The 18,522-nt window shown below is 65.6% G+C and carries 18 protein-coding genes; 16 read left to right on the top strand and 2 right to left on the bottom strand.

Going from position 1 to position 18,522, the window contains the following annotated elements:
- Nucleotide 1 precedes the first annotated feature (1 nt).
- Nucleotides 2–1,342, top strand: coding sequence for a dihydrolipoamide acetyltransferase family protein (locus AC1M0F_RS12605; protein ID WP_480238597.1), 1,341 nt, complete (start codon nucleotides 2–4; stop codon nucleotides 1,340–1,342).
- Nucleotides 1,343–1,442: 100 nt separating this feature from the next.
- On the opposite strand, the gene AC1M0F_RS12600 is transcribed toward AC1M0F_RS12605, so the two are convergent.
- Complete coding sequence (locus AC1M0F_RS12600; RefSeq protein ID WP_480238596.1) at nucleotides 1,443–2,066, bottom strand: hypothetical protein; 624 nt, start codon at nucleotides 2,064–2,066, stop codon at nucleotides 1,443–1,445.
- Nucleotides 2,067–2,485: 419 nt separating this feature from the next.
- Between AC1M0F_RS12600 and AC1M0F_RS12595 the strand changes: the two genes are divergently transcribed.
- The 14 genes from AC1M0F_RS12595 to AC1M0F_RS12530 all read left to right on the top strand — a co-directional run bounded on the left by AC1M0F_RS12595 (nucleotide 2,486) and on the right by AC1M0F_RS12530 (nucleotide 15,961).
- Nucleotides 2,486–3,832: a quaternary amine ABC transporter ATP-binding protein gene (locus tag AC1M0F_RS12595; RefSeq protein WP_480238595.1), complete on the top strand. Its 1,347-nt coding sequence runs from the start codon at nucleotides 2,486–2,488 to the stop codon at nucleotides 3,830–3,832.
- Complete coding sequence (locus AC1M0F_RS12590; RefSeq protein ID WP_480238950.1) at nucleotides 3,829–4,767, top strand: ABC transporter permease; 939 nt, start codon at nucleotides 3,829–3,831, stop codon at nucleotides 4,765–4,767. The genes AC1M0F_RS12595 and AC1M0F_RS12590 overlap by 4 nt, the downstream gene beginning before the upstream one ends.
- 73 nt (nucleotides 4,768–4,840) lie before the next feature.
- Nucleotides 4,841–5,731 carry a glycine betaine ABC transporter substrate-binding protein gene (locus tag AC1M0F_RS12585; RefSeq protein ID WP_480238594.1) on the top strand — a complete coding sequence of 297 codons (891 nt, stop codon included), beginning with the start codon at nucleotides 4,841–4,843 and terminating at the stop codon, nucleotides 5,729–5,731.
- 123 nt (nucleotides 5,732–5,854) lie between these two features.
- Nucleotides 5,855–6,850 (top strand): metal ABC transporter solute-binding protein, Zn/Mn family, encoded by a 996-nt coding sequence (locus AC1M0F_RS12580; RefSeq protein ID WP_480238593.1) that lies wholly within the window; start codon nucleotides 5,855–5,857, stop codon nucleotides 6,848–6,850.
- A complete protein-coding gene (locus AC1M0F_RS12575; RefSeq protein ID WP_480238592.1) occupies nucleotides 6,847–7,686 on the top strand; it encodes a metal ABC transporter ATP-binding protein in 840 nt (279 codons plus the stop codon). The genes AC1M0F_RS12580 and AC1M0F_RS12575 overlap by 4 nt, the downstream gene beginning before the upstream one ends.
- Before the next feature lie 11 nt (nucleotides 7,687–7,697).
- Nucleotides 7,698–8,561 carry a metal ABC transporter permease gene (locus AC1M0F_RS12570; protein WP_480238949.1) on the top strand — a complete coding sequence of 288 codons (864 nt, stop codon included), beginning with the start codon at nucleotides 7,698–7,700 and terminating at the stop codon, nucleotides 8,559–8,561.
- 30 nt (nucleotides 8,562–8,591) lie between these two features.
- Nucleotides 8,592–8,987 (top strand): Fur family transcriptional regulator, encoded by a 396-nt coding sequence (locus AC1M0F_RS12565; RefSeq protein ID WP_480238948.1) that lies wholly within the window; start codon nucleotides 8,592–8,594, stop codon nucleotides 8,985–8,987.
- Nucleotides 8,988–9,160: 173 nt separating this feature from the next.
- The gene (gene rpmB, locus AC1M0F_RS12560) at nucleotides 9,161–9,397 is read left to right on the top strand and encodes a 50S ribosomal protein L28 (protein WP_108392276.1); all 237 of its coding nucleotides are present in this window, start codon (nucleotides 9,161–9,163) and stop codon (nucleotides 9,395–9,397) included.
- Nucleotides 9,397–9,564 carry a 50S ribosomal protein L33 gene (rpmG, locus tag AC1M0F_RS12555; protein ID WP_184239703.1) on the top strand — a complete coding sequence of 56 codons (168 nt, stop codon included), beginning with the start codon at nucleotides 9,397–9,399 and terminating at the stop codon, nucleotides 9,562–9,564. The genes rpmB and rpmG overlap by 1 nt, the downstream gene beginning before the upstream one ends.
- 3 nt (nucleotides 9,565–9,567) lie before the next feature.
- Nucleotides 9,568–9,873, top strand: coding sequence for a 30S ribosomal protein S14 (gene rpsN, locus AC1M0F_RS12550; protein WP_090711643.1), 306 nt, complete (start codon nucleotides 9,568–9,570; stop codon nucleotides 9,871–9,873).
- 149 nt (nucleotides 9,874–10,022) lie between these two features.
- Nucleotides 10,023–10,775: an HAD family hydrolase gene (locus AC1M0F_RS12545; protein WP_480238591.1), complete on the top strand. Its 753-nt coding sequence runs from the start codon at nucleotides 10,023–10,025 to the stop codon at nucleotides 10,773–10,775.
- Nucleotides 10,776–10,846: 71 nt separating this feature from the next.
- Nucleotides 10,847–13,294, top strand: coding sequence for a glycoside hydrolase family 65 protein (locus AC1M0F_RS12540; RefSeq protein WP_480238590.1), 2,448 nt, complete (start codon nucleotides 10,847–10,849; stop codon nucleotides 13,292–13,294).
- Between the two features lie 275 nt (nucleotides 13,295–13,569).
- On the top strand, nucleotides 13,570–13,857 hold the full coding sequence (locus AC1M0F_RS12535; RefSeq protein ID WP_196832965.1) for an HU family DNA-binding protein: 288 nt from the start codon (nucleotides 13,570–13,572) through the stop codon (nucleotides 13,855–13,857).
- A gap of 139 nt (nucleotides 13,858–13,996) precedes the next feature.
- Nucleotides 13,997–15,961 (top strand): bifunctional copper resistance protein CopD/cytochrome c oxidase assembly protein, encoded by a 1,965-nt coding sequence (locus AC1M0F_RS12530; protein WP_480238589.1) that lies wholly within the window; start codon nucleotides 13,997–13,999, stop codon nucleotides 15,959–15,961.
- 6 nt (nucleotides 15,962–15,967) lie between these two features.
- Here the strand turns inward: AC1M0F_RS12530 and AC1M0F_RS12525 are convergent, their stop codons facing one another.
- Nucleotides 15,968–17,113: a hypothetical protein gene (locus AC1M0F_RS12525; RefSeq protein WP_480238588.1), complete on the bottom strand. Its 1,146-nt coding sequence runs from the start codon at nucleotides 17,111–17,113 to the stop codon at nucleotides 15,968–15,970.
- A gap of 64 nt (nucleotides 17,114–17,177) precedes the next feature.
- Here AC1M0F_RS12525 and AC1M0F_RS12520 point away from each other — a divergent pair, with 64 nt between their 5' ends.
- Nucleotides 17,178–18,503: an ATP-dependent DNA helicase gene (locus AC1M0F_RS12520; RefSeq protein WP_480238587.1), complete on the top strand. Its 1,326-nt coding sequence runs from the start codon at nucleotides 17,178–17,180 to the stop codon at nucleotides 18,501–18,503.
- Nucleotides 18,504–18,522 lie beyond the last annotated feature (19 nt).

Genomic DNA, 18,522 nt, shown 5'->3' with positions numbered 1-18,522 from the left:
CATGAGCGAGTTCCAGTTCCTGATGCCGGACGCCGGTGAGGGACTCACCGAGGCCGAAGTGGTGTCCTGGAAGGTAGCGCCGGGCGACACCGTCGAGCTCAACCAGGTGATCGTCGAGATCGAGACCGCCAAATCACTCGTCGAACTGCCGTCGCCGTACGAGGGCACCGTGTCGGCCATCCTCGTCCAGGAGGGCACCACCGTCGACGTCGGAACGCCGATCATCTCGATCGACGCCGTGGCCGACGAAGCGGATGCCGGCGCACCGGCCGCCGCTGCTGTCGCCCCATCGGCGGTCTCCAGCGAAACCGAGGAAGCCGTCGCGGACACCCGCAGCTCCATCGACGAGGAGAAGCCGGGAGCGGTCCTCGTCGGATACGGCAACGCCGGCCACGTGACGTCGCGTCGCCGACGCGGACAGGCGGATGCCGTCGCACCCGCGGCCCGCCCGGCATCCACCACGTCCGCCCCTGTGGCCACCGGTCCGGTGATCGCGAAGCCGCCGATCCGCAAACTGGCCAAGGACCTCGGTGTCGACCTCAAGCTCGTCCTGGGGACCGGAATCGGCGGGGAAGTCACCCGCGACGACGTCGTCCGCGAAGCCGGCCAGGCCAGCGTCTTCCGCAACATCGAGACGCCCGAGTGGGGCGACAATCGCGAAGAGCGGATCCCGGTCAAGGGCATCCGCAAGCAGATCGCCAACGCCATGGTCGAGTCGGCGTTCAAGGCGCCGCACGTGTCGCTGTTCGTCGACGTCGACGCGACCCGCACGATGGAGTTCATCAAGCGCCTCAAGAACTCCACCGACTTCGCCGGAGTGAAGGTGTCGCCGCTGCTGATCATGGCCAAGGCGATGATCTGGGCCGTGCGCAGGAACCCCACGGTCAACGCCACCTGGACCGATGAGGAGATCATCGTCAGGCACTACGTCAACCTCGGTGTCGCCGCGGCCACCCCTCGTGGCCTGATCGTGCCCAATGTCAAAGAGGCGCAGGGGATGACCCTGCTGCAGCTGGCGCAGTCACTCGAGCAGCTCACCCTCACGGCGCGCGACGGCAAGACGCCGCCGTCCGACCAGCAGGGCGGGACGATCACCATCACCAACATCGGCGTCTTCGGGATGGACACCGGCACGCCGATCCTCAACCCGGGTGAGGTCGGCATCGTCGCCCTCGGCACGATCAAGCAGAAGCCGTGGGTCGTCGACGGTGAGGTACGACCGCGATTCGTCACAACGCTCGGCGCGTCGTTCGACCACCGTGTCGTCGACGGTGACGTCGCATCCCGGTTCCTGGCCGACGTCGCGTCGATCATCGAGGAGCCGGCGCTCCTGCTCGACTGACCTGTCTTACCGCTGAAGCGCGGGTGAATCGGCTCCGCGCGGGTGTTTTTCCACCCGCGTCAGGCCGAAACGCCCGCGCCTGCGCGGGTCAGGTGCTGGGTCAGAAGCCGCCGCCGAAGTCCCCTCCGCCGCCGAAGTCACCGAAGCCTCCGCCGCCGAAGTCGCCCCCGCTGCCGCCGAAGTCACTGCCAGCGCTGTAGTCGCCGCCGGCATCCGAGCCTGCGTCTCCACCGGTGTCACCGCCAGAGTCTCCACCAGAGTCCCCACCGGCGTCACCGCCCTCACCGCCGGCGTCGGGCATGAACGCCCCGACGACGGCCGATGCGACGAAGTAGCCGGCAACGGTGCCGAGCAGGGAAGCGCCGAGCATGCTGCCGAAGCTCGGGCCGGTCATGGTGCGTTCCATGGTCCCCGGCTGCCGCAGTTCGGTGCGGGTCGCCGACTGCGCCAGCGAATGCGCGTCGTCACCCCGCGGGGCATCTCCAGGCGCGGCATCCGCACTGAGCTGCTGGAAGAGCAGGCGGCGCTGCTCTGGAGTGAGCTTTGCGAAGGCCTCTTCGTGGGCCTGCTCGATCGCCTCGGGCGGCGCGGTGCGCAGTAGATAGCGGTAACGCTCGACGGCGATCTCGTCATCGGTCCGTGCGGTTCGCGGCTGAGGAGCGTACTGCGGCCGTTGCTGCGGCTCTGGCTGCTGCGTGCCGAAAAGTCTGTCGAAAAAGCCCATGGTCTGCTCCCTAGGTTCGAAGTGAACACCTCCAGTCTAGGAACGGATGCCGTGAGCCCACTGCGAATAATTCGGCGGCATCAAGCGAAGGCCCGGGACCGCCGAGCGGCGCGAAATAGGGCTTCGGTGCCCAACCTGTTAGGGTCATTGACGGCCATGAAGGCCGAAACGCTAGTCCGCGGACGAATGTGACACAGCAATGTCGCGCATTCGGACGTATGGTCCTGCGACGTTGGCGGTGGCCCCATGGCCGCGCCGGCACAACCCCCGATTCGCTTCTGACGCACAGGTCGTCGCCGCTTGATGGGTGGGGTTCGTGCATCCGTCCCTGACCCGGTCGTAACTACGCGAGCAGCTGTTCGCATCGAGCCGGATTTCGACCGGAGGATGCCTCACGCCTGCGTGCGCCTGGAGAACACGTGACCGACACGATTGCCGTCAAGGTGAACAATGTCTACAAAGTATTCGGCAAGAAACCGCGCGAGGTCGTCAAGCGACTTTCAGCGGGAAAGACCCGCGACGAACTGAGCCCGCTCGGGACAGCCGCCGTCATCGACGCCTCTTTCGAGGTGAAGAAGGGCGAGATCTTCGTCGTCATGGGGCTCTCGGGCTCCGGCAAGTCGACGCTGATCCGCATGCTCAACGGGCTTCTCGAGCCGACCTCTGGGACCGTGACCGTCGACGGGTCCGCAGTCAGCGGGGTCCCGGCGAGCCAGCTCCGTGAGGTGCGCCGCACGAAGATCTCGATGGTGTTCCAGCACTTCGCCCTGCTGCCGCACCGCACCGTCCTCGACAACGCCGCCTATGGCCTCGAAGTTCAGGGGGTCCCCCTCGCTGAGCGTCGCGCCCGGGCACAGGATGTCGTCTCCCGCGTCGGACTCTCCGGCTGGGAAGACAAGCTTCCGTCCGAACTGTCCGGTGGAATGCAGCAGCGCGTCGGCCTCGCCCGCGCCCTCGCCGCTGACACCGACGTGCTCCTGATGGACGAGGCCTTCTCGGCCCTCGACCCGCTCATCCGTCGCGAAATGCAGGAGCAGCTCGTCGACCTGCAGCACGAGCTCGGCAAGACCATCATCTTCATCACCCACGACCTCAACGAGGCCATGTTCCTCGGCGACCGGATCGCGGTCATGCGTGACGGACGGATCGTCCAGGTCGGCACACCGGACGAGATCCTCACCGACCCGGCCAACGACTACGTCGCGCAGTTCGTGCAGGACGTCGACCGTGCCAGGGTCCTCACCGCAGCCAGCGTGATGGAACCCGCCCGCGCCGTCGTGTCCGGCTCTGCCGGCCCCCGCGCCGCTTTGCGCACCATGCGCGACATGCAGACATCCTCCGCCTTCGTGGTCGGCAACGGCCGCAAGCTCCTCGGCGTCGTGCACGACCGCGATGTGCTCAGGCAGGTGAAGGCCGGGAACGCCGACCTCATGGAGATCGTCCGCAACGACCCCGCAACGGTCGGCCCCGACCAGTACCTCGTCGACCTCTTCGAGCCGGCAGCGGAAAGCCAGCTGCCCGTCGCGGTCGTCGACGACAAGGGCCGCCTGCTCGGTGCGATCCCGCGCGTCACCCTCCTCGCCGCCCTCGCCAACGTGTCAACGGCGACCGGTGAGAACCAGATCATCGAGTCGACGGCCACCGTCGCCGTCGACGTCATCACCCAGACCCTGCGGGAGACCGCAGGCCTCACCGACGAAGTCGATTCGAGCAGGGTCGCCTCCGCCGACAATGCCGATGCTTCGCGAGAAGGGAGCTTCGCCTGATGGACTTCCGTATTCCGATCGGCCAGTGGGTCGAAGACTTCGTCGATGTTCTCACCGACACCCTCCAGCCCGTGTTCGACGTGCTCCGTGCCGTCTTCCTCGGTCTCTACGACCTCGTCAACTGGGTGCTCCAGTCGCCGCCGTTCTGGGCGATCCTGCTCGCGGTCGCCGTGCTGGCCTTCCTCGCGAAGGGCTGGAAGCTCGCCGTCGGCGTGCTCGTCGGCTTCGGGCTGATCGTCGCGGTCGACCAGTGGGAGAACGCGATGGATTCCCTGTCGCTCGTCCTCGTGGCCAGCTTCATCGCCGTCCTCATCAGCGTGCCGCTCGGCATCCTCGCCGCCCGATCGGACAGCGCGTCTCGGATCATCAAGCCGATCCTCGACTTCCTGCAGACGATGCCAGCCTTCGTCTACCTCATCCCTGCGCTGATCCTGTTCCGCGTCGGTGTCGTCCCCGGCATCGTGGCGACGATCATCTTCGCCCTGGCCCCCGGCGTCCGGCTCACCGAGCTCGGCATCCGCGGCGTGGACAAAGAGGTTGTCGAAGCCGGACACGCCTTCGGTTCATCGCCGTTCCGCATCCTGCGCCAGATCCAGCTTCCGCTCGCCATGCCCAGCATCATGGCCGGCGTGAACCAGGTCATCATGCTGTCGCTCTCGATGGTCGTCATCGCCGGGATGGTCGGCGCAGGCGGACTCGGCGGCGACGTCGTCGCCAGCCTGAACCGCATCGACATCGGACTCGGCTTCGAAGCCGGACTGTCCGTCGTCATCCTGGCCATCGTGCTCGACCGGCTGACGGCATCCCTCGGCACCCGCAAGCCGCGGGTGAAGAAGGCGGATGCGCCTGCATCCGATCCAGGTGCAGACGAGCCCTCCGAGCAGGAGCAGCTCGTCGCGGCTGGTCCGCGTCGCTCGCCCGGAACGTCGGCCTGATCACCGGCCCCACAATCGTCGAACCCGCCCACGCGGATTCGATCTGTCCAATCGCACCAACGAGAGGAAAATCATGAAGAACAGCAGCAAGATCGCCATCGCAACACTCGCAACAGCAGGACTGATCGGCCTGGCCGGTTGCGCCAGCCCCGACGCGGGCGCGAGCGGTGGAGAAAAGACCGACATCACTCTCGCCGTGTTCAACGGCTGGGACGAAGGGGTTGCCACCAGCTGGCTCTGGAAGACCATCCTGGAAGAAGAGGGATACGACGTCGAGCTCGAATTCGCTGACCCGGCTCCCGTCTTCGAAGGACTCTCCTCCGGTGACTACGACTTCACCACCGATGTCTGGCTGCCCAACACCCACGAGGCCTATCTCGAGACCTATGGCGACGAGATCGTCGAACTCGGCGCGTGGAACGAGGACTCGAAGCTCACCCTCGCGGTGAACGAGGATGCTCCGATCGACACCATCGCTGAGCTCGCCGACAACGCGGACCTGTTCGACAACCGCATCGTCGGCATCGAGCCGGGCGCCGGCCTGACTGCAGCCATGGAGGACGAGGTCATCCCGACCTACGGCCTCGACGACATGGAGTTCCTCACCTCCTCGACCGCAGCGATGCTCTCCGAGCTGAAGTCGGCGACCGACAAGGGTGAGAACATCGTCGTCACGCTGTGGGAGCCGCACCGCGCGTACGCGCAGTTCCCGCTCAAGAACCTCGAGGACACCGAGGGTGCCTTCGGCGACACCGAGAGCCTGTACAGCTACGGCAGCACCGAGTTCACCGAGAACTCCCCGAAGGCCGCCGGCTGGCTCGAGGACTTCACGATGGACAGTGAGACCCTGATGTCTCTCGTCGAAGCGATGTTCATCGACTACGAGGGCGACGACTACGCCCCCGTCGTCGAGAAGTGGATCTCGGAGAACCAGGACTACGTCGACGGCCTGACCGCGAAGTAGAACCCTTCACACGAGTTGCCCGGATCTCGGGGTGTGCCTCCATCGGCACCCTGGCATCCGGGCAATTCGTTTCCCCGGCGTCCCGTGTTGATAATCGTTATCAATACCGGTAACGTATTCCGAGTGAACCTGCCCCGCCGTCTCGCCCCACTCGCCCTTCTCCCCGCAGCAGCACTCGTTCTGAGCGGATGCTCCGCCGCCGCAGGCGACACCGCCGACGCAGGCGGGATCAGCGTCGTCGCCTCCACCAACGTCTACGGTGACATCGCCGAGACCATCGGGGGAGACGCCGTGACCGTCACGAGCGTCATCGACTCGGCGGCCCAGGACCCGCACAGCTATGAGGCAAGCGCCCAGGACCAGCTCGCGATCTCCAAGGCAGACGTGATCGTCGAGAACGGTGGCGGATACGACCCCTTCATCGACACCCTCATCGACGCGGCCGCCGCAGACGACGTCACCGTGCTCACCGCGGTCGACCTGTCCGGGCGTCTCCCCGACGCGGTTGAGGCCGAACACGAAGGCGAGCACGCCGAGGGTGACGAGCACGACCACGAGCACGACGCCGATGGCGACGACCACGGCCACGTCGAGGGGTTCAACGAGCACGTCTGGTACGACCTGTCCACCGCAGACGCCGTCGCCGAGGAGCTCGCACACCACTTCGCCGAAATCGACCCTGACAACGCCGACAGCTACGACGCCAACTACACCGGGTTCGCCGCCGACATCGCCGCGCTGACGGAAGCGGCATCCGTCATCGAGGCCTCCGCCGACGGAACCGGTGTCGCGATCACCGAGCCGGTCCCGCTGTACCTGCTCGAGGCATCCGGCCTGGTCAACCGCACACCTGAGGCGTTCAGCGAAGCGATCGAGGAAGGCACGGATGTCAGCCCGGCCAGTCTCAGCGAACTGCTCGACCTGATCGGCGCCGGCGACATCTCCCTGCTCGCCTACAATGAGCAGACGAGCAGCCCCGAGACGGAACGCGTCCGCGAGGCAGCCGAACAGGAATCCGTCCCTGTGGTCTCCTTCACCGAGACCCTGCCAGACGGCGAGGACTATGTGAGCTGGATGACCGACAACATCACCGCGATCTCGGACGCGCTGGATTCGTGACCGAACAGGCCCACCGGCATCCCAGCGATCCCATTCTGAGCCTGTCCGACGCTGCTCTCGGATTCGGCGAACGGGTGCTCTGGAAGGACCTCACCCTCGACGTCTGCGCCGGGGAGTTCCTCGCCGTGCTCGGCCCGAACGGGTCAGGGAAGACCAGTCTGCTCAAGACGATCCTCGGCCAGCAGCCGCTCGACTCGGGGACGATCGGTTTCGACGGGCACCCGGTGCGTCGTGGTGACCGGAGGATCGGTTACATCCCGCAGCAGAAACTCATCCCAGGCGGCACGCCGATGCGCGGACGTGACCTCGTCGCCCTCGGTGTGAACGGCCACCGGTTCGGACTGCCCGTCAGTCGTGGCGCGGAGAAGAGGCAGGTCGACGAGTTGCTGGATGCCGTCGGCGCTTCCGGCTACGCGGACGAACCGGTCGGCAACCTCTCCGGAGGCGAGCAGCAGCGACTCCGGGTCGGCCAGGCGCTCGCCGGCGACCCGCGGATGCTGCTCTGCGACGAACCCCTGCTCAGTCTGGACCTGCAGCACCAGCGCGGGGTCTCCGAACTCATCGACAGGCGCAGGCGCGAGCACGGAACCCCTGTCGTCTTCGTCACCCACGACGTCAACCCTGTCCTCGGGATGGTCGACCGGATCCTCTACCTCGCCGGTGGGCAGTTCCGTGAGGGGACGCCGGACGAAGTGCTGCGCAGCGAGGTCCTGACCGAGCTGTACGGAACCCCCGTCGAGGTGCTCCGCACCGGCGGCAGGGTCGTCGTCGTCGGCATCCCGGACAGTGAGACCCATCATCATCACCACCACCCCCACGGGGAGGTGGGCTCGTGATCGCCGGACTGATGCGCCTCGCCGAGGACGACCTGTGGTCGCGGATGTTCAACTTCGAGAACTACGGGGAACTCCTCGGCCTCGTGCACAACTCGATCGCCGCAGGTGCGATCCTCGGCATCGTCGGCGGGCTCATCGGAGTCTTCGTCATGCAGCGCGACATGGCCTTCGCCGTCCACGGCATCAGCGAGTTGTCGTTCGCCGGCGCCGCCGCTGCCCTCCTGTTCGGGATGAACGTCGTGGCCGGGTCGCTGGCCGGTGCGCTCGTCGCCGCCATCGTGATCGGGATCCTCGGCTCGCGTGCCAGGGACAGGAACTCGATCATCGGCGTCCTCATGCCGTTCGGGCTGGGTCTCGGAATCCTGTTCCTCGCCCTGTACCCGGGGAGGAGCGCCAACAAGTTCGGCCTGCTCACCGGCCAGATCGTCTCCGTCGACGACCCGCAGCTGGGCTGGCTCAGCGCGATCAGCCTCGTCGTGCTCGTCTCCCTGCTGCTGATCTGGCGCCCGCTGAGCTTCGACAGCCTCGACGCCGACGTGGCCGCAGCACGGGGAGTGCCGACACGATTCGTCTCGCTCGCGTTCATGGTGCTGCTCGGGCTGATCGTCGCCGTCTCCGTGCAGATCATCGGCGCACTGCTCGTCCTGGCGCTGCTCGTCACGCCTGCGGCCGCCGCCCTGCGCCTCTCCGCCTCTCCGATCGTCGTACCAGTGCTGTCGATGCTGTTCGGATTCGTCTCGGCAGTCGGCGGCATCCTGTTGGCGATCGGCGGCTCGCTGCCGATCAGCCCGTACATCACGACGATCTCCTTCGTCATCTATCTCGTGGCGAGGCTGGTGGGCCTGAAAGCGAAGCCCCGGCCCGGGCTACGCTAGAAGCATCGACAGAGGCGGTGAATCGTGGCAGTGAAAAGAAACACCTGGCAGCGCGAAGCTGTCCGTGAGGCGCTCGATTCGCGCGACGGGTTCGTCAGTGCGCAGGGCCTGCACCAGGGGCTCCGAGATTCGGGATCCCACATCGGACTCGCCACCGTCTACCGGGCCCTCGCCGACCTGGCCAACGTCGGCGAAGCCGACTCCCTCCAGTCGCCGGAAGGCGAGAGCCTCTACCGTGCGTGCGCATCCACGGGGCACCACCACCACCTGATCTGCCGCAACTGCGGCCTCACCGTGGAGATCGCGGCCACCGAGGTGGAACAGTGGGCGAGACAGACGGCATCCGACCATGGATTCACGGATGCCAGGCACATCGTCGACATCTTCGGGCTCTGTGCCGCGTGTACGGCGGCAGCGGCGCACTAGCGACGCCCGTTCGCAGAACCGCGGAATCTCCTGTACGATAGACCCTTGGCTGAGTGGGCACCTCCCACTCGGATCGCATACACAATCCCCTCGTCGTGAAATTCGAGCGGTTTCGTGTGCCGACAAGAGATCTTGGGCAGGACGAAAGTCCTGCGGTACTGAAGGAGAGAACCATGGCAGCAACCTGCCAGGTGACCGGAGCCATTCCCGGCTTCGGACACAACATTTCGCACTCGCACCGACGCACCAAGCGTCGCTTCGACCCGAATGTGCAGAAGAAGACGTACTTCGTTCCGTCGCTTCGCCGTAACGTCACGCTCACGCTGAGCGCCAAGGGCATCAAGGTCATCGATGCTCGCGGAATTGAGTCGGTCGTCAAGGACCTCCTGGCTCGTGGGGAGAAGATCTAATGGCAAAGGCACAGGACGTACGTCCGATCATCAAGCTTCGTTCGACGGCAGGAACCGGTTACACCTACGTGACCAAGAAGAACCGCCGCAACGACCCCGACCGTCTCGTACTCAAGAAGTACGACCCCGTAGTGCGCAAGCACGTTGAATTCCGAGAGGAGCGCTAAGCCATGGCTAAGAAGAGCATGATCGCGAAGAACAACCAGCGCAAAGTTATCGTTGAGCGTTACGCAGCCAAGCGCCTCGAGCTGAAGAAGGCCCTCGTGGACCCGAACGGCACCGACGAGTCGCGTGAAGCGGCCCGCCTCGGCCTGCAGAAGCTTCCCCGCAACGCTTCACCGGTGCGCCTGCGCAACCGTGACGCCGTCGACGGACGCCCCCGCGGCCACCTCTCGAAGTTCGGCATCTCGCGTGTCCGCTTCCGTGACATGGCGCACAAGGGCGAACTGCCCGGCATCACCAAGTCGAGCTGGTAAGCACAACAGACTCACCTCAAGACGGGTGTCGGCCTTCGGGCCGGCACCCGTTTTGTCGTTCCCGCCCTCCCGCGCGTGTTCCAGAGGGCACGGGGTGTCATAGAGTTACTCCAGCATCTCCCCCCGCTTTTGTTGATCGGAACACACCCGTGAACGCATCCGCTCTTCGTGGTCTCGGCGGCTTCCGCGCGATTCTCTTCGACCTCGACGGCGTTCTGACGCCGACGGCCGACCTGCACCGCTATGCCTGGAAGTCGATGTTCGACGAGGTCTTTGCCGAGAAGGATGTGGCGAGCCCGTACACCGACGACGACTACTTCGAGCACCTCGACGGGAAACGTCGCTACGACGGCGTCGCCGGCATCCTGAGGTCCCGCGGCATCCACCTGCCGCTCGGTTCGCCAGACAACCCACCCACGGCAGACACGATCTCGGGCATTGGGAATCGCAAGAACGAGTACTTCGCCCGCGCCCTCGACGCACAGGGGATTCGGCCGTACCCCGGTTCACTCACCCTCGTGAACGAATTGTGGGAGAAAGGGGTGCCCATGGGCGTTGTTTCGAGCTCGAACAACGCGCGCTGGGTGCTCACCGCCTCTGACCTCATCGACAAATTCCCCGTCATCGTCGACGGGGTTGTCGCCGCTCAGGAATCGCTCGCCAGCAAGCCGGCGCCTGACATGTTCCTCTTCGCTGCGCAGCAGATGAACGTGCAGCCCGCCGACGTCGTCGTATTCGAGGATGCGATCTCGGGGGTCGCCTCAGCGCGAGCCGCGAACGTCGGCCTCGTCATCGGCGTCGATCGAGGCGCCGGCCCCGACGCTCTTCTCGGCGCAGGAGCCGACGCCGTGGTCGACGACCTCGTGGACTACACCTCCGCACACCCCGCACCTCACCGCTGACTGCAGGCCCGGCCCCCGCCTGCATCGCTACTTTCCCAATTTCGACCCGACAACTTAGAGAGCCCTGGCGCATGAACCGTGACCGTTTCCCCATCGACCCGTGGCGGCTCATCGAGACCGAATACGATGCCTCAACACTCGGCCTGACCGAGTCCCTCTTCGCCGTCGGGAACGGCTACGTCGGAATGCGTGGGAACGCCGCCGAAGGCCGAACGGCGCATGAGCACGGCACATACGTGAACGGACTCCACGAGACGTGGAAGATCCGTCACGCCGAGGCAGCCTACGGCTTCGCCGAGGTGGGCCAGATGATGGTCAACGCACCAGACAGCAAGGTGATGCGGCTCTACGTCGACGACGAGCCGCTGGCGCTCGACGTGGCCGACCTGCTCAGCTACGAGCGCACCCTCGACTTTCGAGACGGCGTCCTCCGACGTGACTTGCTGTGGCGGACGCCGTCGGGCAAACGCGTCCAGGTGCGGGCGACCCGAATGGTCTCGTTTCCTGAGCGTCACCTCGCGGTGATGACCCTCGAGGTCACGATGCTCGACGACGATGCACCACTCACCATCTCGTGCCAGCTGCTCAATCGCCAGGATGGCGAAGACGAGTACGACGGCTCGAACGCCGGCGATGAGATGCACGATCCCCGCACGGCCGGTCGTGTGACCGACCGGGTCTTCCACCCGCAGGAGCACTGGCAGGACGGCGATCGCAGTGTTCTGAGCTACCGGGTCGCGAACTCGGGAATGACGCTCGCCCTCGCGGCTGACCACGTCATCACCACGCCGAACGACGTCACCGTCGAGCGATACATCGATGGGAACATCGCGAAGAACGTGTACGCCATCGATGCGCGGAAGGGCGACACGGTCACCGTCACCAAGATTGTGACGTACCACAGCTCCCGAAGCACCCCCACTCGCGAACTCGTCGACCGGTGCCGCCGCACCCTCGACCGGATCCGATCGGCAGGGGTGGCCGAGCAATACACCAGGCAGACGGACTGGCTGGCCGAGTTCTGGGAACGTTCGGATGTCGAGATCTCCGGACACGACGACGTACAGCAGGCGGTGCGATGGAACCTCTTCCACCTCGCCCAGGCGGCGGGGCGCGCCGACGGCCTGGGGATTCCGGCGAAGGGAGTGACCGGGAACGGCTACAGCGGCCACTACTTCTGGGACACCGAAATCTACATGGTGCCATTCATGTCGTACACGAGTCCGCACTGGGCGAGGAATGCCCTGCGCATCCGTGAACGGATGCTGCCGGCTGCCCGCGATCGCGCACGCAAGCTCAATGAAGCCGGTGCTCTTTTCCCGTGGCGCACGATCAATGGCGAAGAGGCGTCTGCGTACTATGCGGCCGGAACCGCTCAGTACCACATCAACGCCGACGTGACCTATGCCCTCGCGAAGTACATCGATGCGACCGGCGATGTCGATTTCCTGAGTCACGGTGCCGTCGACATCGCGGTCGAGACGGCCCGGCTGTGGACGACCCTCGGATTCTGGCGATCGAACGGGGAGGATCGTTTCGAGATCCACGGGGTCACCGGTCCGGACGAGTACACCACTGTCGTCAACAACAACCTGTTCACCAACGTGATGGCCCGCTTCAACCTCCGCTACGCGATCCAGGCGCTCACAACGCTCGAGCAGGAGAGCCCTGACGCCTACCGTCGGGCCGTGAAACGGCTCGATCTCGACATGGCCGAGCTCGTCGAGTGGGAGCGCGTCGCCGCCGCCATGTTCATTCCCCACTCCGAATCACTGCAGATCCACCCTCAGGACTCCCAGTTCCTCCAGCGTGAAGTGTGGGACCTCGAGGCGACGCCCGACGATCGCAAACCGCTGATGCTTCATTTCCACCCGCTTGTGATCTACCGGTTCCAGGTGCTCAAGCAGGCTGATGTCGTTCTTGCCCTCTTCCTTCAGGGTGACCAGTTCACCTTCGAGGAGAAGCTCGCCGACTTCGACTATTACGACCCGCTGACGACGAGCGATTCGAGCCTGTCGAAGATCGTGCAGTCCATCATCGCCGCCGAGGTGGGCTATCAGGACCTCGCACTCGACTACTTCCTCGACACGGTGTTCGTCGACCTCGAAGACAGGCACGGCAACACTGGTGACGGTGTTCACGTCGCCGCCGCCGGAGGGGTGTGGAGTTCCCTCGTCTCCGGCTTCGGTGGGATGCGTGACTACGAGGGGATGCTGACGTTCGATCCGCGACTTCCGAAGGACTGGCCTGAGCTTCGATACCGGTTGGCGTGGCGCGGAACCCGCATGCTCGTCACCCTCACCGCCGAGTCGATGCGGGTCTCCGTGGTCGACGGTGAGGAACCTGTCACGTTCACCGTGCGCGGAGAGTCGTTCGAGGTCGCGGCCGGCCGTGATGTCGATGTAGCGCTCGACGGTCAGGGCCCGACCCGCGGTGATGCGCCCGTCCAAAAACGCCGCAACCGTCGGGACGATGGCAGCATGATGGTTCCGGCTGCAGCGCAATTCACCGACGACTGAACGGCGCCCTGCGTGGCAGAGGCCACCGTGCCTCACATTCAGCGGAATTCCGCGGATTTTCGCTCACAGCGTGATTCGAGCCCTCAAAAGTGGTGTCAAAGTGACGGATGCTGTGACACGCCGCATAAAAACGGACCACACGAGCGAGATTTCCGCGAAAACATGCGGATCTCTGATACGTTCGAGGCGGTCAATCAGACCGGCTCGAGTGCATTATCGACTCGGGTGAAGTTCTAAACAGGCTGTAGAAAGCAAAGTCCGAGGAGGACAACTCAATGGCTGATAAGTCGCTTAACAAGACCGAGCTCGTTGCAAAGATCGCTTCAGAGTCGAACCAGAGCCAGGCCACCGTCGGCGGCGTCCTCGACTCGCTGTTCGCCGTTCTCGCTGACTCGGTCAGCAACGACGTCAAGGTCACCATCCCGGGCTGGCTCGCAGTCGAGCGCACCTCGCGTGCAGCGCGCACGGGCCGCAACCCGCAGACCGGTGCAGAGATCCAGATTCCGGCCGGCCACTCGGTCAAGGTTTCGGCTGGTTCGAAGCTCAAGGCTGCCGCTAAGTAGTCGTCTCTGAAGGGGGATGCCGCGCACAGCGTGGCATCCCCCTTCTGTCGTTAACGGGCGCCTCAGACCCGCGGGCACCGGCGCAGGAGCGTCAGGCTGCTCGGAGCTTCGGAGCCGGCCCACGACGTAGGCTTAGACGGTGCCTCGAGTAACCCGAATCGCCGGACCGGCTGTCCTCGTCGCCGCCGCTCTCCTCCTGCTCGTCGTGGGACTCGCGTACGGCGGTGGCGCCGACGAGCGACCGATCGGCGACCCAGGCGCCCTCGTGCGATTCGGGCTCCCAGTCGCGAAGCTGTTCGTCAACATCGGTGCGGCCGTCACCCTGGGCGCCATCACCCTCGCCCTGTTCGCGCTGTCACCGAAGAAGGACGAATACCACCGCGCCCTCGACGTCGCCGCGGCAGGCGCCGCGCTGTACACGGTCGCGGCAGGGGCGACCGGGTTCCTGACCTTCCTCAATGTCACCGGCACGAGCGTGACCTTCGACGACCAGTTCGGCGCCAAGCTCGGCCTGTTCGTGACCGATGTCGAGCTGGGGCAGGCGTGGCTCGCCACGACCCTGATCGCCGCAACCCTGACGGTTCTGTGCTTCGCCGTGCGGGGCCAGATCCTCATGGTCTTCGTCGGAGTGCTCGGGCTCGTCTCTCTCGTCCCCATGGCGCAGCAGGGGCACGCAGCGGGCACTGCAGGCCACGACGCGGCGATCACCGCCCTCGGACTGCACCTCGTCTTCGCAGCCGTCTGGCTGGGTGGGCTCGTCACCATCGTCCTCATCCGCGACACCCTCGAGTCCGGCAGGATCATCCCGGTGATCAAGAGGTACTCCAGCCTCGCGCTCGTGTCGTTCGTCGTCGTCGCGGTCTCCGGATACGCGAGCGCCGAGCTGCGGATCGGCTCTCTCGAACGACTGCTCACGCCATACGGGGTCCTCGTCCTCGCGAAGGTCGCCGCACTCATTGCGATCGGCATCTTCGGTGCGATCCAGCGCAACTGGCTCATCGGCCGGATGGAGGGCGCCCAGAAGGCGATCGGGCGCTACTTCTGGTGGCTCGTCGTGGCCGAACTCGGTTTCATGGGCGTGGCATCCGGTCTCGCGGCAGCCCTCGCGCGCACCGCGACCCCTGTGCCCGAGGTGGCGGCATCCGCCCCTACGGCCGCGGAATTGCTCACCGGTGAACCGCTCCCGCCCGAACTGACCCTGGCGCGGTACGTGAACACCTGGGACATCGACCTGATCTGGCTGCTCTTCGCGGCCTTCGCGATCTTCTTCTACCTGGCCGGTGTCGTGCGGCTCCGCCGTCGCGGCGACAAGTGGCCGATCCACCGGACGGTGTTCTGGGTGGCCGGGATGCTTGTGCTCGTCTACCTGACGAACGGCGGGATCGCCGCGTACCAGGACTACCTGTTCAGCGTTCACATGCTCGGACACATGGGACTCACCATGCTCGTCCCCGTGCTGCTCGTCCCCGGCGCCCCCGTCACACTCGCCATGCGGGCTGTGACGAAGCGGGACGACGGGTCCCGCGGACCGCGCGAATGGATCCTGCTCGCCGTTCACTCGAAGTTCGCGGGTTTCATCGCCAACCCCGTCGTCGCTGCCGTGCTCTTCGCCGGCTCGCTCTGGGTCTTCTACTACTCTCCGCTGCTGCGCTGGGCGATGACCGACCACATCGGCCACGAATGGATGATCGCCCACTTTCTGCTCACCGGCTACCTGTTCGTGCAGTCGCTGATCGGCATCGACCCGGTGCCGTTCCGCCTGTCGTACCCGATGCGCCTGCTGCTCCTGCTCGCCACGATGGCCGCGCACGCCTTCTTCGGGCTGGCCATCATGTCGAACGTGGGGCTGTTCCTCGCCGACTGGTTCGGTGCGATGGGTCGTACGTGGGGCCCGCCGCCCCTCGAGGACCAGCAGATCGGTGGAGGGATCGCCTGGAGCCTCGGCGAACTGCCGACGATCGCCCTCGCGATCACCGTGGCCATCCAGTGGAGTCGCAGCGACACGAGGGAACAGAAGCGCGTCGACAGGAACGCCGACCGCACCGGCGATGCCGAACTCAACGAATACAACGAGCGCCTCGCCCGGATGGCCGGACGCGACTGACCCGGCTTACGCGTTCGGGTCTTCCTCGAGCGTCACCTGGACGTCGTCGTCGGACATGATGTACACGTTGCCGATCATCGAGAACGCCACGTCCTCGTCGTAGTTCGTGATCGAACCGTCGAAGAGTGACTGCACGTCGACGACGAGGTGCGCGTCACCCTCGGTGGGCGGGATCACCCACGACTCGGTTCCGGCCTCGACCGTGATCTCGGGGTACTCGTCGATCGACCACACCGGGTCGCCGGAGATCCGGTCGTCGATGACGATGCCGAAGGGGCATCCGGTGGGCTGCAGCACCTTCTGCTCGGCGCAGGCGTCGAGCTGGGCGTTCGTGGCCTCCTGGGCGGCGGCGACGAATTCCTCGGTGGGGGATGCCGTGACGACCGCTTCGTGCACGCGCGTGGGTTCGTCGACGAGGACGGATTCCTTCTCGGACTCGAGGAGTGTGCTGCTCGACTCGAACACGTAGGTGCCAGGGGCGAACACCTGCACGTTGACGATGTTGTCGAAGCCCTGGGCCTGCTCGGTTGAAATGGCGCGGGTATCGAGGTCGAAGCCGTTCGCGCTGAACGCGGTCGCGTGCTCGACGGCGAGGTTCACGACGGCGAGCGGGCTCTCGTCGAACGACCAGGTCGGGATGAGCGGGAAGCGGGCGCCCGTGCTCTTCACCAGGAACGTCGACTCACCATAGGTGCCGTTGCTCTCGTAAGAGTAGGTGACCGCATGGATGCCATCGCCTGCGTCGGCATCCTCGATCTGGGTGATCTCGGTGAGCTCGGCGATGGCGGCGCTGCGCAACAGGGCGTTGGAGCTGCCCTCGGGGAGGCCGGAGTCCTTGAGCGTCGATTTCTCGAGGGGCACCCCGGGAATGGCGAGCGCGCCTGCGGCATCCTTCACCTGCAGTTTGCCGAGATAGTTGCCGACGAATGCTCCGGCGCCGTAGACGTCACGGTTGAGCGCGCCGATGGCGGCGAACGCGGCGGCGATGAGCATGGCGCCGACCACGGCCCAGATGATGGCGGCCTTCGACCGCTCTGACATCGACGCACGCTCCTCCGGTGCCGGTGCCGGTGCCGGTGCCGGTGGCTCAGTCCAGCCTGCCGGCGCGCCGGGCTGGGCGTGCATGTGGGTAGGGCTTTGGGGCTGGCTCACGGAGCTATCCTATGGGGATCGGCGAATACAGTTGATAGACCAGCGTCCTCCAGTGAAGGCATCCGTGACGAACTCCCAGCCGAAGATCGAGCTCTCTCGCGAGCAGCAGTCCGTCTTCGACCGCATCGAAGGAACACGGGAGCACGTCTTCGTGACCGGCCGTGCCGGGACGGGCAAGTCGACCCTGCTCAACCACCTGGCCTGGCAGACCGAGAAGCAGATCGTGATCTGCGCGCCGACCGGTGTCGCCGCCCTGAACGTCGGCGGGCAGACCATCCATTCGCTGTTCCGGTTGCCGATCGGGCTCATTGCCGACCATGACATCGACCAGAGCGACCAGGTCAAGAAGCTCCTCAACACCATCGACACCCTCGTCATCGACGAGGTCTCCATGGTCAACGCCGACCTGCTCGATGCCATCGACCGCAGCCTCAGGCAGGCCCGCCAGCGCAGGCACGAGCCGTTCGGCGGGGTGCAGGTCGTGCTGTTCGGTGACCCGTACCAGCTCGCACCCGTGCCAGGGCAGGGGGAGGAGCGCAATTACATCGAGGACACCTATCGCTCGTTCTGGTTCTTCGACGCGAAGGTGTGGCAGGAGACCCCGCTCAACATCATCGAACTGACCGAGATCCACCGGCAGTCGGACGCGGACTTCAAGTACATGCTCAACGCGGTGCGGCACGGTCAGGTCACGGCCGAGATCGCCGGTGTCCTCAACTCGATGGGGGCGAGGACTCCACCGGACGACGGCACGATCACCCTCGCCACCCGCAACGACATCGTCAATCGCATCAACGCGGCGGCGCTGGCGAAGCTGCCCGGCCGTGTCCTCAAGGCCAACGCCGAGGTGAGCGGCGACTTCGGCAAGTCGTCGTACCCGGCCGACGAGACCCTCGAGCTCAAGGTCGGTGCGCAGGTGATGTTCCTGCGCAACGACACAGGGGGAGGAGGCGAAGGGCAGCGCTGGGTCAACGGAACGATCGGCCGCGTCACGAAGATCGACGCCAACGTCTTCGTCGAGATCGACGGCGAGGTCGTCGAGGTGGAGCCGGTCGTCTGGGAGAAGTACCGGTACAGCTACATCGCCGCGACCAAGCAGCTGAAGAAGGACATCGTCGCCGAGTTCACGCAGTTCCCCCTGCGGCTGGCCTGGGCTGTCACCATCCACAAGTCGCAGGGCAAGACGTACGACAGTGCCATCGTGGACCTCGGGTCGCGGGCGTTCAGCCCCGGGCAGACCTACGTCGCGCTCAGCAGGCTGACGTCGCTCGAGGGGCTGTACCTCACCCGCCCGCTGCGGCCGGGTGACATCCTCGTCGACAAGGACGTGGAGCGGTTCATGCGGTTCGACCGCCCTTCGTCGGTTGGTGGCTCCGCCCCCACCCTCTAGAGAACGGCCCCTCGGCTCC

It is taken from the genome of Mycetocola sp. Y719, assembly GCF_056713205.1.
This window is presented reverse-complemented; position numbering and strand designations above follow the sequence as displayed.